At 71.2% G+C, this 14106-nt stretch carries 11 protein-coding genes; 7 read left to right on the top strand and 4 right to left on the bottom strand.

Annotated elements, in window-relative coordinates:
- Positions 1 to 83: 83 nt before the first annotated feature.
- The 6 genes from CEB94_RS28055 (at position 84) to CEB94_RS28030 (ending at position 9410) form a co-directional block, all read left to right on the top strand.
- Positions 84 to 2207, top strand: coding sequence for an alpha-1,4-glucan--maltose-1-phosphate maltosyltransferase (locus tag CEB94_RS28055; RefSeq protein WP_246111935.1), 2124 nt, complete (start codon positions 84 to 86; stop codon positions 2205 to 2207).
- Complete coding sequence (treS, locus tag CEB94_RS28050) at positions 2204 to 3904, top strand: maltose alpha-D-glucosyltransferase (RefSeq protein ID WP_175434823.1); 1701 nt, start codon at positions 2204 to 2206, stop codon at positions 3902 to 3904. Before CEB94_RS28055 ends, treS begins: the two co-directional genes overlap by 4 nt.
- A gap of 191 nt (positions 3905 to 4095) precedes the next feature.
- The gene (locus tag CEB94_RS28045) at positions 4096 to 5538 is read left to right on the top strand and encodes a maltokinase N-terminal cap-like domain-containing protein (protein WP_175434822.1); all 1443 of its coding nucleotides are present in this window, start codon (positions 4096 to 4098) and stop codon (positions 5536 to 5538) included.
- Positions 5539 to 5569: 31 nt separating this feature from the next.
- Entirely contained in the window at positions 5570 to 8416 is a 2847-nt protein-coding gene (gene glgB / locus CEB94_RS28040; RefSeq protein ID WP_175434821.1) for a 1,4-alpha-glucan branching enzyme, read from the top strand.
- A 140-nt stretch (positions 8417 to 8556) separates the two neighbouring features.
- A complete protein-coding gene (locus tag CEB94_RS28035) occupies positions 8557 to 9003 on the top strand; it encodes a hypothetical protein (RefSeq protein ID WP_246111934.1) in 447 nt (148 codons plus the stop codon).
- Entirely contained in the window at positions 9000 to 9410 is a 411-nt protein-coding gene (locus CEB94_RS28030; protein ID WP_175434820.1) for a hypothetical protein, read from the top strand. Before CEB94_RS28035 ends, CEB94_RS28030 begins: the two co-directional genes overlap by 4 nt.
- Positions 9411 to 9456: 46 nt before the next feature.
- On the opposite strand, the gene CEB94_RS28025 is transcribed toward CEB94_RS28030, so the two are convergent.
- The 4 genes from CEB94_RS28025 to CEB94_RS28010 form a co-directional block, all read right to left on the bottom strand.
- The gene (locus CEB94_RS28025; protein WP_175437194.1) at positions 9457 to 11736 is read right to left on the bottom strand and encodes a HelD family protein; all 2280 of its coding nucleotides are present in this window, start codon (positions 11734 to 11736) and stop codon (positions 9457 to 9459) included.
- A gap of 124 nt (positions 11737 to 11860) precedes the next feature.
- The gene (locus CEB94_RS28020; RefSeq protein ID WP_281292528.1) at positions 11861 to 12187 is read right to left on the bottom strand and encodes a thioredoxin family protein; all 327 of its coding nucleotides are present in this window, start codon (positions 12185 to 12187) and stop codon (positions 11861 to 11863) included.
- Positions 12181 to 12609, bottom strand: a complete 429-nt coding sequence (locus CEB94_RS28015) for a MerR family transcriptional regulator (RefSeq protein WP_175437192.1) — start codon at positions 12607 to 12609, stop codon at positions 12181 to 12183. The genes CEB94_RS28020 and CEB94_RS28015 overlap by 7 nt, the downstream gene beginning before the upstream one ends.
- 29 nt (positions 12610 to 12638) lie before the next feature.
- Positions 12639 to 13148 (bottom strand): Lrp/AsnC family transcriptional regulator, encoded by a 510-nt coding sequence (locus CEB94_RS28010; RefSeq protein WP_246111933.1) that lies wholly within the window; start codon positions 13146 to 13148, stop codon positions 12639 to 12641.
- A 45-nt stretch (positions 13149 to 13193) separates the two neighbouring features.
- On the opposite strand from CEB94_RS28010, the gene CEB94_RS28005 reads away from it, so the two are divergent.
- Entirely contained in the window at positions 13194 to 14105 is a 912-nt protein-coding gene (locus CEB94_RS28005; protein WP_381110263.1) for an NAD-dependent epimerase/dehydratase family protein, read from the top strand.
- Position 14106: the final 1 nt, after the last annotated feature.

Genomic DNA, 14106 nt, shown 5'->3' with positions numbered 1-14106 from the left:
GGGTACCCCTCTCAGGAGCACCACGCAGGACCCACCTCCCCACAGACATCCGCCTACCCACGTTGACGCGGACAGGAGCGGTCATGCCCGCCAAGCACCATTCGCCAGCACCCCCCAACCGCCGCACCACCGGGGCGCGCGCACCCGGCGGCGAAGCACGCCCCGCGCGCCCGGCCGAGGCCGGTCCGCCGGCCCCGCCACCACCACCCGTGATCGCCACGACCGCCGTCGGGCGCATACCCGTGCTGGACGTCCGCCCGGTGGTCCAGCACGGACGGCGGCCGGCGAAGGCCGTCACCGGCGAGACCTTCGATATCTCGGCGACCGTGTTCCGGGAGGGGCACGACGCGGTGGCCGCCAATGTCGTCCTGAAGGACCCCGAGGGCCGGCCCGGCCCGTGGACGCCCCTGCGGGAGCTGGCCCCGGGGACGGACCGATGGGGCGCCACGGTCACCGCCGGGGAACCCGGCCTGTGGACGTTCACCGTCGAGGCATGGGGGGACCCGGTCGGTACCTGGCGCCACCACGCCGAGATCAAGATCCCGGCGGGCATGGACACGGACGTCGTCCTGGAGGAGGGCGCGCGTCTGTACGAGCGGGCGGCCGCCGGTGTGCCCGAGGAGGAGGGACTGCGCGACGTGATCCTCACCGCCGTCGACGCCCTGCGGGACGAGGGCCGCCCCGCGGCGGCTCGTCTGGCGGCGGCGCTGACGCCGGAGGTGGACGAGGTCCTGGACCGGCATCCGCTGCGGGATCTGGTCACCAGCAGCGAGCCGCTGCCCCTGCTGGTGGAGCGGGAGCGGGCCCTGTACGGCTCCTGGTACGAGTTCTTCCCGCGTTCGGAGGGCACCGCGCAGCAGCCCCACGGCACGTTCCGCACCGCCGCGCGACGGCTGCCGGCGATCGCCGCGATGGGCTTCGACGTGGTCTACCTGCCGCCGATCCACCCCATCGGCACCACCTTCCGCAAGGGCAAGAACAACACCCTCTCCCCCGGCCCGGACGACGTCGGCGTGCCCTGGGCGATCGGCTCGCCCGAGGGCGGCCACGACGCCGTCCACCCGGATCTGGGCACGCTGGAGGACTTCGCCTGGTTCGTTCAGCGGGCACGTCAGCTGGGCATGGAAGTGGCCCTGGACTTCGCGTTGCAGTGCTCCCCGGACCACCCCTGGGTGCACAAGCACCCGGAGTGGTTCCACCACCGCCCGGACGGCACCATCGCCTATGCGGAGAACCCGCCGAAGAAGTACCAGGACATCTACCCCATCGCCTTCGACACCGACATGGACGGCCTGATCGCCGAGACGGTGCGGGTGCTGCGGCACTGGATGGACGTGGGGGTGCGGATCTTCCGGGTGGACAACCCGCACACCAAGCCGGTCGTCTTCTGGGAGCGGGTCATCGGGGAGGTCAACCGCACCGACCCCGATGTGATCTTCCTGGCCGAGGCGTTCACGCGGCCGGCGATGATGCACACCCTGGCCCAGATCGGTTTCCAGCAGTCGTACACGTACTTCACCTGGCGCAACACCAAGCAGGAGCTGACCGAGTACCTCACCGAACTCTCCGGTGAGGCCGCGTCCTACATGCGGCCGAACTTCTTCGCCAACACCCCCGACATCCTGCACGCCTACCTCCAGCACGGCGGCCGGCCCGCCTTCGAGGTCCGGGCCGTGCTCGCGGCGACCCTCTCGCCCACCTGGGGCATCTACTCCGGCTACGAGCTGTGTGAGAACACCCCGCTGAAAGAAGGCGGCGAGGAGTACCTGGACTCGGAGAAGTACCAGCTCAGGCACCGCGACTGGACCACCGCCGAACGCGAGGGCCGCACCCTCACCCCGCTGCTGACCCGGCTCAACACCATCCGGCGGCAGAACCCGGCCCTCCAGCAACTGCGTGACATCCATTTCCACAACGCCGACCAGGAAGCGGTGATCGCCTACTCGAAGCGGAAGGGTTCGAACACGGTTCTGGTGGTCGCCAACCTCGACCCCCACCACACCCAGGAGGCCACGGTCTCGTTGGACATGCCGCAACTCGGCCTGGACTGGCACGAGTCGGTGCCGGTGCGCGACGAGCTCACCGGCGAGACCTACCACTGGGGCAGGGCCAACTATGTGCGCCTCGAACCGGGCCACAGGCCCGCGCACGTCTTCTCGGTCCTGCGACCGTCCACCCCGGAGATCGGAGGGTCACCCACAACATGATCGTCAACGAACCCGTTCCGGACACCTTCGAGGACACTCCCGCGCGGGACAGGGATCCCGACTGGTTCAAACGCGCCGTCTTCTACGAGGTGCTCGTCCGCTCGTTCCAGGACAGCAACGGCGACGGCGTCGGCGACCTCAAGGGCCTCACGTCCAAGCTCGACTACCTCCAGTGGCTCGGCGTCGACTGTCTGTGGCTGCCACCGTTCTTCAAGTCCCCGCTGCGCGACGGCGGCTACGACGTCTCCGACTACACGGCCGTGCTGCCGGAGTTCGGCGACCTGGCCGACTTCGTGGAGTTCGTCGACGCCGCCCACCAGCGCGGCATGCGCGTGATCATCGACTTCGTCATGAACCACACCAGCGACCAGCACCCGTGGTTCCAGGAGTCGCGCAAAGACCCCGACGGGCCCTACGGCGACTACTACGTGTGGGCCGACGACGACAAGCAGTTCCAGGACGCGCGGATCATCTTCGTCGACACCGAGGCCTCCAACTGGACCTACGACCCGGTCCGCAAGCAGTACTACTGGCATCGCTTCTTCTCCCACCAGCCGGACCTCAACTACGAGAACCCGGCCGTGCAGGAGGAGATGATCTCCGCGCTGAAGTTCTGGCTGGACCTGGGCATCGACGGGTTCCGGCTGGACGCGGTGCCGTACCTGTACCAGCAGGAGGGCACGAACTGCGAGAACCTCCCGGAGACGCACGACTTCCTGAAGCGGGTGCGCAAGGAGATCGACGCGCAGTACCCGGACACGGTGGTGCTGGCGGAGGCCAACCAGTGGCCGGAGGACGTCGTCGACTACTTCGGCGACTACGCCGCCGGCGGCGACGAGTGCCACATGGCGTTCCACTTCCCGGTCATGCCGCGGATCTTCATGGCGGTCCGCAGGGAGTCCCGCTACCCGGTCTCCGAGATCCTCGCCAAGACCCCGGCCATCCCGTCCGGCTGCCAGTGGGGCATCTTCCTGCGCAACCACGACGAGCTGACGCTCGAGATGGTCACCGACGAAGAGCGCGACTACATGTGGGCCGAGTACGCCAAAGACCCCCGCATGCGTGCCAACATCGGCATCCGCAGGCGGCTCGCCCCCCTGCTGGACAACGACCGCAACCAGATCGAGCTGTTCACGGCCCTGCTGCTGTCGCTGCCGGGCTCGCCGATCCTGTACTACGGCGACGAGATCGGCATGGGCGACAACATCTGGCTCGGCGACCGCGACGCGGTGCGCACGCCGATGCAGTGGACGCCCGACCGCAACGCGGGGTTCTCCTCGTGTGATCCGGGGCGGCTGTTCCTGCCCACGATCATGGACCCGGTCTACGGCTACCAGGTCACGAGCGTCGAGGCGTCCATGGCCTCGCCGTCGTCGCTGCTGCACTGGACCCGCCGCATGATCGAGATCCGCAAGCAGAACCCCGCCTTCGGGCTCGGCTCGTACACCGAGCTGCCGTCGACGAACCCCGCCGTGCTGGCGTTCCTGCGGGAGTACGAGGACGACCTGGTGCTGTGCGTCAACAACTTCTCGCGCTTCGCGCAGCCCACGGAGCTGGATCTGAGCGCCTTCGAGGGACGGCACCCGGTGGAGCTGTTCGGCGGGGTCCGCTTCCCGGCGATCGGCGAGCTGCCGTACCTGCTGACCCTCGGGGGCCACGGGTTCTACTGGTTCAGGCTCCGCAGGGAGACCATGTGAGGCCTGAAAAGGCCTGTTGAGGCCTGATCCGCGGAGCGGGCCGCAAACCCCGGCGGCGGGGCGTTTCCCCCGCCCCGCCCGGGGCACGCATCAGTAACACCCCGCCCACCCGCGTGAGCCGGAGGGGCGCCGTCCGGGGCCGGCCGCAGGCGCCGGAGGCGCACCACAAACGGGTGAAAGGACGCGACGCCATGTCGGAAGCCGTCACACGCACCGTCACCGCCCCGCCCGGCCTTCTCGCATCCCTGGATCCGCTGCTGCGGGAGTGGCTGCCGCGGCAGCGCTGGTTCGCGGGCAAGGGACGACCGGTCACCGGGTTCACGCTGGTCGAGGCCACCGAACTGCTCCCGGCCACGTCCAAGCTGGGCCTGTACCACCTGCTCGTCCGCGCCCATCAGCCCGTCGTGCCCTCCCACGGGGCGCCCGGCCACCCCGGTGACTGCTACCAGCTGCTGATAGGCGTGCGCGAGGCGCTGCCGCCTCGGCTGGCGCCCGCGCTGATCGGACATGTGCCGACGGGGCCGCTGGCCGGCCGGACCGTCTACGACGCACTGCACGACACCAGGCCCGCCGAGCTGCTCCTGGAGGCGCTGCGCACCCGCGCCCGGGTCGGCAGGCTCCGCTTCGAACGGGACCCCGGGCAGGACATCCGCTCCGGGCTGGTGCCGCGTGTGGTGACCGCCGAGCAGTCCAACTCGTCGATCGTCTACGGAGATACGTTCATCCTGAAGCTGCTTCGCCGGATCGTGCCCGGGGTCAACCCCGATCTGGAGCTGCCGCTCGCGCTGGCCCGCGAGGGCTGCCCCCGGGTGCCCGCGCCGACGGCCTGGATGGTCGCGGACATCTCCCCCACGGCGGACCCGGTCGTCTCGGCGAGCCCCATGGACCCGGCCGGCCAGCCGTACGTCCTGGGGGTGCTCCAGCCGTTCCTGCAGGGCGCCTCCGACGGCTGGGAGCTGGCGCTGCGCGAGCTGGCCAAGGGCGAGGACTTCGCCGCCGAGGCGCGGGCACTGGGGCGGGCCACCGCAGAAGTGCACACCGCGCTGGCCCGGGCGTTGCCGACCGTCACGCTCGGTCACATGCAGCTCCAGCTCATGGTCGACGGCATGATCGAGCGGCTGGACGCGGCCGTCCAGGCGGTGCCCGCGCTGCGGCCGTACGCCGGTGGGCTGCGGTCGGCGTTCACGGCGCTGGGCGATCTGGCCGCCGAGGGCCGCGCCTGGACCGCGCAGCGGGTGCACGGCGATCTGCACCTCGGGCAGTGCCTGCGCTCGCCGTCCGGCGAGTGGTGGCTGATCGACTTCGAGGGCGAGCCGGCCCGGCCGCTGGCCGAGCGGCGCATGCCGCAGCCGGCCGTGCGGGACGTCGCCGGCATGCTGCGGTCCTTCGACTACGCGGCACGCTCGGCCGATCCTCCCCAGCCGGACTGGGCCGAGACCTGCCGCGCCGCGTACTGCTCCGGCTACGCGGAGGCCTCCGGCCGCGACCCGCGCACCGACCCGGTGCTGCTGCGCGCGTACGAGACCGACAAGGCGATCTACGAGGTGGTGTACGAGGCCAGGCACCGCCCCGACTGGCTGCCGGTGCCCCTGGCCGCCATAGACCGGCTCGCCTCGACCGGCCACCTGACCTGACCGACCCACCCTCGCCCTGGAGGCTCCGCCCGTGACCCCCCGCCCTGAGTCCAGCGGTTCGCGTCCCAAGGGGACCGCCGGGGAGAAGATCCCCGAGCAGCCCACGGCCGCCCAGCAGAAGAGCGCCGCGAAGAAGACGGCGGTGCCCAAACAGGCAGCGGCGAAGAAGGCGGCCCCCGCGAAGACGACCGCCAAGAAGGCCGCCGCAGGCAGGACCACCGTCGGCAAGACCGTGGCCAAGAAGGCGGCGACGAAGAAGACGGCCACCAAGAAGGCGGCGGTCGAGCAACCCGCGGCCGAGGCCGCGGTGAAGAAGACCACCGCGAAGAAGACGGCCGTGAAGAAAACGGCCGCCAAGAAGGCCACGACGGTCAAGGCGACGGCTGCCAAGACCACTGCCACGAAGACCGCGGCCGTGAAGACCACAGCGGCCAAGACCACGGCCGCGAAGTCCACTGCGGCCAAGTCCACGGCTGCGAAGTCGGCCGCGAAGAAGGCCACCGCCGCCAAGAGCACCGCCACGAAGTCCCCCGCCCAGAAGGCCACGACCACCAGGAGCACCGCCGCCAAGGACCCCGCGAAGAAGGCCGTCGCGAAGAAAGGTGCGGTCAAGAAGGCCCCGGCCCGGAAGGCCCCCGCCGGGAAGACCGCTGCCGCCGCCCAGGCCGTTCCGCCGGAGATGGAGGTCGCCGTCTCGCCCGCCGTCGGCGCGGTGGACCGGGACCGGCTGCTCGCCGGAACCCACCACGCCCCGCACTCCGTGCTCGGCGCGCACCCCGTGCCCGGCGGCGTCGCCTTCCGGGCGTTCCGGCCGTACGCCCTGTCGGTCACCGTCGTCGCCGGGGAGCTGCGAGCCGAGCTGCACGACGACGGGGAGGGGTTCTTCTCCGGCGTGCTGCCGCTGCGGGAGGTCCCGGCGTACCGGCTGGTCGTGCAGTACGAGGGGACGGTCCTGGAGACCGAGGACGCCTACCGCTTCCTGCCCACGCTGGGTGACCTCGACCTGCATCTGATCGGCGAGGGCCGGCACGAGGAGCTGTGGACGGCGCTGGGCGCGCACCCGATGACCCACGAGGGCGTGACCGGCACCCGGTTCGCGGTGTGGGCGCCGAACGCGCGCGGTGTGCGCGTGGCCGGCACCTTCAACTTCTGGGACGGCACCGGGCACGTCATGCGGTCGCTGGGCTCGTCCGGGGTGTGGGAGCTGTTCCTGCCGGACGTCGGCGAGGGCGAGCTGTACAAGTTCGAGATCACCCGGCCCGACGGTTCGAAGACGATGCGCGCCGACCCGCTGGCCCGCCGCACGGAGGTGCCGCCCGCGACGTCGTCGGTCATCACGTCCTCGGAGTACGAGTGGGGCGACGCCGAGTGGCTGGCGCGGCGCGCCGAGGCCCCGGCGCACGAGGCGCCGTTCTCGGTGTACGAGGTGCATCTGGCGTCCTGGCGACCCGGACTGACGTACCGCCAGCTCGCCGAGCAGCTCCCCCGGTATGTGCGGAACCTGGGCTTCACGCACGTGGAGCTGATGCCGGTCGCGGAGCATCCGTTCGGCGGCTCCTGGGGTTATCAGGTGACCGGCTTCTACGCGCCGACGGCCCGGCTGGGGACGCCCGACGACTTCCGGTACCTGGTCGACGCGCTGCACCAGGCCGGTATCGGCGTCCTCATGGACTGGGTGCCGGCGCACTTCCCGCGCGACGACTGGGCGCTGGCCGAGTTCGACGGCCGGCCCGTGTACGAGCACGAGGATCCGCTGCGGGCCGCGCACCCCGACTGGGGCACGCTGGAGTTCGACTTCGGGCGCAACGAGGTGCGCAACTTCCTCGTCGCGAACGCCGTGTACTGGTGCGAGGAGTTCCACATCGACGGCCTGCGGGTCGACGCCGTCGCCTCGATGCTCTACCTGGACTATTCGCGTGAGCCGGGCCAGTGGACGCCCAACGAGCACGGCGGCCGGGAGAACCTGGACGCGGTGGCGTTCCTGCAGGAGATGAACGCGACGGTGTACCGCAGGGTGCCCGGCGTGGTCACGATCGCCGAGGAGTCCACCGCCTGGGACGGCGTCACCCGCGCCACCCACCACAAGGGCCCGAGCGGCTTCGGCGGGCTCGGGTTCGGGCTGAAGTGGAACATGGGCTGGATGCACGACACGTTGCAGTACATGAGCCACGAGCCGGTGCACCGCAAGTACCACCACCACGAGATGACGTTCTCGATGGTGTACGCCTACAGCGAGAACTACGTCCTGCCGATCTCCCACGACGAGGTCGTGCACGGCAAGGGCTCCCTGGTGTCGAAGATGCCGGGCGACTGGTGGCAGCAGCGCGCCGGGGTCCGGTCCTACCTCGGCTTCATGTGGGCCCACCCGGGCAAGCAACTGCTGTTCATGGGCCAGGAGTTCGCACAGGGCGCCGAGTGGTCCGAGGCGCACGGCCCCGACTGGTGGCTGCTGGAGCCGGGCTACGGGGCCGAGCCCGACCACCGGGGCGTGCGCGACCTGGTCCGCGACCTGAACACCGTCTACCGTGCGACCCCGGCGCTGTGGCGCCTGGACACGGACCCGGCCGGTTTCGAGTGGATCGTCGGGGACGCCGCCGACGACAACGTCCTCGCGTTCCTGCGGCTGGACCCGGAGGGCGTCCCGGTGCTGGCGGTGTCCAACTTCGCGCCGGTGACCCGCCCGGACTACCGCCTGGGCGTCCCCGATGACGTCCCCGCCTGGCACGAGGCCGTCAATACCGACGCGGCCCGCTACGGCGGCAGCGACGTCACCAACCCCGACCCGGTCAAACCGGAACCCCTGGCCTGGCACGGCCGCCCGGCCAGCATCCGACTGACCCTGCCGCCCCTGGCGACGGTGTGGCTGCGGCCGGCGTAGGAGGCCCGGGCCGCCTGTGACAGGGCTGTGACCGGAGGAGTGGCTTCCGTCACGGCCCGTCCGGGCCGGCCCTGGTGGGGTTGCCGCATGGATGCCACCACCCCGCGGGGCCGGCCGTGCTGATGGGCTTGGGAGTCTCGATGGCCTGTGCCGTCGGCGCGCTCGTGGCCGGGGCGGGGGTCGTCGCGATGGCGCTTCCCGGCCGGCCCGAGCCGTGGCCGGCGCATCTGATGCGCCGTGCGGCGGCGACGGCCGGGTGGGCGGCCGCGGCCGTGTACGCGATGGGGTTCTTCGCCGTCCTGGCGTCGGAGTCCGGCTTCAACGACGGGGCGAACTCGGTCCCGGCTCCGGCCTGCCGCGACGGCTTCGACCCGGCCACGATCGAGGGCCTGAGCCACCACCGGTCCTCGTACCTGCCACTCCGCTTCGACTGCGTCCGAGACGACGGCTCCGTATACTCCGCTGATTCCGGCTATGGGTGGATGAACGGGGCGAGCGCCTCACTCGCCCTGTCCGCCGCCCTGCTCGCCATCGGCGCGGGCTACGCGAGCGAGCTGCGCGCCCGGAAGGCGGCCGTGACGCCGTGACGCTGCTTCCCGTCTTCGCCGGGCTGGTGGTCGGCTGGGTCGCGCTGTGCGGGCTGCTGGCGCATCCCCTGCTGCCGCTGTGGGTGAAGACCTCGGTCTTCTGGTCGATGCCGCTCACCGCCCTCACCTGGGTGTTCATCATGGTGGCGGACGATGCCGGCCTGTTCCCGGAGACCGCTCCCTGCCCCGGGGAGCCCTCTCAGGAAGGCGTCATCGGGAGCGGAAAGGTGACGGGAGTCTCCACGGCGTTTCCGCCGCGGGCCTACTGCGAGTGGGAGGACGGCACCGTCTACGAGCTCACGCCCGGAGCCGAGTTCCTGTTCTGGGTGTTCTTCGCCATGACGGTCGTACCGCTCGCGACCGGACTGTGGCACGCCCTGCGGGATCCGAAGGCGCTTCTGCGGTAGACGGCCCCGCACCCGGCCGTCAGCGGGCGGGTACGGGGCCACTCCGCTACCCGAAGGCCTCCGTCAGGGACTTCGGCAGTTCCCCGGTGTGCAGCACGCCCAGCCGCTGGGTGGCCCGGGTCAGCGCCACGTACAGGTCGCTGGTGCCGTACCGGCCGGGTTCGACCACGAGGACGGAGTCGAACTCCAGGCCCTTGGCCTGGCGCGGGTCGAGCAGGACCACCGTCTGTGTGAGGTCGGGTTCGGCGCCCGCCGTGACACCGTCCAGCCGGGCCGCGAGGGAGCGGTGGAGGTCGCGCGGCGCGATCACCGCGAGCCTGCCTTCGGCCGGGGTGAGCTCCCCGACCGCCTTGGCCACGGCGCCCGGGAGGTCGTCGGTGGCATGCGCCCAGGGGCGTACGCCCGTGGAACGGACCGAGCTGGGCGGCTCGAACTCCGGGTCCTCGGCGCGGACCACGGCCGCCGCGACGTCCATGATCTCGGCCGGGGTGCGGTAGTTGACGCCCAGCCGGGTGTGCTCCCAGCGGTCCTCGACGTACGGGGAGAGGATGCCCGACCAGGAGCCGACCCCGGCCGCCTCCGCGGTCTGTGCCGGGTCGCCGACCAGGGTCATCGAGCGGGTGGGGCTGCGCCGCATCAGCAACCGCCACGCCATGGGCGACAGCTCCTGCGCCTCGTCGACGATGATGTGCCCGAACGCCCAGGTGCGGTCGGCGGCCGCGCGCTCGGCGGCGCTGCGGTGGTCGTCCTCCTCGTGCCGCTCGGCGAAGCGCTCGGCGTCGATGATGTCGTGCGCGGACAGCACCTCGGAGCTCTCGGGGTCGTCCTCCTCCTTGTCCTCGAACTCGTAGGTCCGGGACGCGTACGACACGTCCAGCACGCCCTGGGCGTAGGCGATCTGCCGCTCCCGCTCGCGCTGGGCGCGCTCGCGGGCGAGCCGGTCGTCGTCGCCGAGGAGTTCGGCGGCCTCGTCGAGCAGCGGCACGTCCGCGACCGTCCAGCGCCGGGTCACGGGGCGGCGTACGGCGTCGGCGTCCTCGGCGGGCAGGAACTCCTCCGGCGCGGCGAGGAAGTCCGCGACGAGCCGCTGCGGGGTCAGCAGCGGCCACAGCTGCTCGATGGCCGACCAGACTTCGGGGTTCTCGGCGAGGTCGTCGCGGATCTGGGTGATGTCGCTGGGGTCGAGCATGCTGGACCCGTCGAAGGGGTCGGTGCCGATCCGCTCGGCGTACAGGTCGGTCAGGGCGTTGAGGATGTGGCCCTCGAAGTGCTCGCGGGCGGCGTTGTGGGGCAGCTTCGCGGCACGGGCGCGTTCGCGGGCGACGTTGACCAGACCGTCGTCGAGCATGAGGACCTCGCGGTCGTGCTCGATGGCGATCACCGGGTCGGGCAGGCCCTGCCGGCTGCGCACGACCTCGGCGAGCACCTCGGCCATCTCCGCACGGCCCTTCACGGCGGCTGCCCCGGGCGTGTCGGTCGCGGTCGCCTTCACCCCGGGGAACAGCTCGCCCACGGTCGCGAGGAGCACCCCCGTCTCGCCGAGGGAGGGCAGCACCTCACCGATGTAGCCGAGGAACGCCGGGTTGGGCCCGACGATCAGCACGGCCCGCTTGGCGAGCAGTTCCCGGTGCTCGTAGAGCAGGTAGGCGGCGCGGTGCAGGGCGACGGCCGTCTTGCCGGTGCCCGGGCCGCCCTCCACCACCATGACGCCGCGGTGCGGGGCGCGGATGATGCGGTCCTGGTCGGCCTGGATGGTCTGCACGATGTCGCTCATGCGGCCGGTGCGCGCGGAGTTGAGGGCGGCGAGCAGTACGGCGTCGCCGGTGGGGTCCTCGTGGCCGGTGCGGGTCTGGTCGCCGAGGTCGAGGATCTCGTCGTGCAGGTGGGTGACCTCGCGGCCGTCGGTGGCGATGTGCCGCCGGCGCCTGAGGCCCATCGGGGTGTGGCCGGTGGCCAGGTAGAAGGGGCGGGCGACATCGGCGCGCCAGTCGATCAGGACGGGGGTGCGCTCGGCGTCGTCGGTGCGCAGGCCGATGCGGCCGATGCGGTGGGTGACGCCCGAGGTGAGGTCGATCCGGCCGAAGCACAGGGAGCCGTCCACCGCGTTCAGCGCGGCGAGCAGCCCGGAGCGCTCGGCCACGAGGATGTCCCGCTCGAGTCTGGCCTGCATGGGGGTGTTGCCCTGCGCGAGCGCGTCCGTGACGGAGGTCTCGGCGACGCCGCGCAGCGCGTCCACACGCGCGTACAACCCGTCGATGAATTCCTGTTCCTGTCGCAATTCATCGTCCGGAAATTCGGTGTTTGACAATTCCACTCCCGCCCGGATATACTGTGCTCACTGAACTTCACTGTGACGTCAATCGACTTGAAGTCACGAACAAACAAATATACGCAAGGAAATCCCCCGAGCGCAATTGCTCGGGGGATTTCCTCGTTCCGGGCGCGTCCGGTCACAGCACGTCGGCCAGCTCCTGGAGCAGTCGCCGCTTGGCCCGCGCGCCCACCATCGCCTTCACGGGCTCCCCGCCGCGGAACACCATGAAGGTCGGCATGGAGAGCACCTTGTAGGCGTTGGTGGTCTCCGGATTGGAGTCGACGTCCAGCTGCACGACCTTCAGCCGGTCGCCCTCCTCGGAGGCGAGGGCCTTGAGGACCGGGCCCATCTGCCGGCACGGCGGGCACCAGTCGGCGGTGAACTCCACCAGCACCGGCAGCTCTGCCCCGATCACCTCCGCCTCGAAGTCCGCGTCCGTCACATCCATCACGCCTGTCACCATGGGTCCCCTCCCAGCTCGCAAGCAGGCTCCGGACCGCCCGGAACCTCCGCCTCGGCGGCCAGCTCGGCGCGCGCCAGCTCGGCCCGCTCCAGCTGCCGCGCGACGGTGTCCCGCACGCCGGTCAGCTGGCCGATCAGCGCGTCGAGTTCGTCCAGCTTGCGCCGGTAGACCGCGAGCGACGCCGGGCACGAGTCGCCCTCGGGGTGCCCGGCCCGCAGACACTCCACGAAGGGCCGTGTCTCCTCCAGGTCGAACCCGAAGTCCTGCAGCGTCCTGATCTGCCGGAGCAGCCGCAGATCGCTCTCGTCATAGGCCCGGTAGCCGTTGCCGGTGCGCCGCGCGGGCAGCAGCCCCCGCGACTCGTAGTACCGCAGCGTCCGCGTCGTGGTCCCGGCCCGTGCGGCCAGCTCGCCGATTCGCATGCGCACGAACGTAATCCTTGACCCCCGCGTCAAGGCAACAGCGGTTTCCGCTCCACCGGGGAGGTCAGCACGATCGACGTCGTGGTGCGGCCGAGCGCGGAGACGCCCTCCAGGACGTTCTCCAGATGGACGGTGTCCCGGACGGCGACCTTGAGGATCCAGCAGTCCTCCCCGACCACGTGGTGCACCTCGGTGATCTCGGGACGCTCGATCAGCTCCAGGGTCCTGGGGTGCTTGAGGGTGTAGCCGCCGTGCGGGTTCACGCGGATGAACGCCTGGATGCCGTAGCCGAGCCGGGCCGGCACGACGTGGGCGCCGTAGCCGCTGATCACACCCGCCGCCTCCAGCCGTCGCACCCGCTCGGTGACGGCCGCGGGGCTGAGCCTGACCCGGCGGCCCAGCTCGCTGAGCTTGATCCGGCCGTCGGTCTGGAGCAGTTGGAGGATCTGCCGGTCCAGCGCGTCGAAGGCCACCGATGTTTCGTCGGCGGCGGTGCGTAGATGCCGTGGTTCTTTCGGCGTGGCGGCCTGAACTCCCATGGTTCCCCCTTCAGAGCGTGGATGTACGCCGGGAGAATTATGAACATGGAAAAGGCCCTGAACGTCCTGGTCATCGGCGGGAACCGTTACGTCGGAAAGCGTCTGATCGCACGGCTGCTCTCCGAAGGCCACCGTGTCACCGTGCTGAACCGGGGGTCCTCCCCGCCGCCCGCCGGGGTGGAGCAGTTGCGCGCCGACCGGGACGACGAGCGGTCGCTGACCGGCGCGCTCGGCTCCCGGGTCTTCGACGTCGTCGTCGACCAGGTCTGTTACACCCCGCGCCAGGCGGCGATCGCCCGCCGCGTCTTCACCGGCCGCACCCGCCGCTATGTGCTGACCTCGACGGTCGAGGTGTACGAGTACGAGGACTCCCCCGCCCTCGTACGGGAGGAGGCCGTCGACCCGTCCACCGTCACCGTCGACCCGGATCAGCCCTGGGACGACCCCGCGTTCCTGGAGGCCCACTACGGGGAGGGCAAGCGGCAGGCCGAGGCGGTCCTCGCGGCCGGGCCGGAGTTCGAGTCCACGGCGGTGCGGGTCGCCCATGTGCTGGGCGGCGACGACGACTTCACGGGCAGGCTGGCCCACTACGCCGAGCGGATCCGCACGGGCGAGCCGATCGCCGTGCCGACGTCGAACCGGCCGGCCACCTACGTGTACGTCGAGGAGATCGCCCGCTTCCTGGCCTGGACGGCGGGCGAGGACTTCACCGGGCCGGTGAACGCCGCCTCCCCCGGGGCGCTGAGCACCGAGGAGCTGTGCGCGGCGGTGGCCGCTCATGTCCCCGGCGGCCGGACCGAGTTCCGGCCCATCGAGGTCGGCGAGGTCTCGCCGTTCTCCTTCCGCCGCTCCTACGGCATGGACAACGCCCGGGCCGCCCGGCTCGGGTTCACCTTCAGCGACACCCGGCAGTGGCTGCCGCGGGCCGTCGCCGAGACGCTCGGGAAGGGCGACTGAC

The sequence above is a fragment of the Streptomyces hawaiiensis genome (assembly GCF_004803895.1).
Lineage (GTDB): Bacteria > Actinomycetota > Actinomycetes > Streptomycetales > Streptomycetaceae > Streptomyces > Streptomyces hawaiiensis.
The sequence above is the reverse complement of the archived record's forward strand: the minus strand, read 5'-3'. Positions and strand labels throughout refer to the sequence as shown.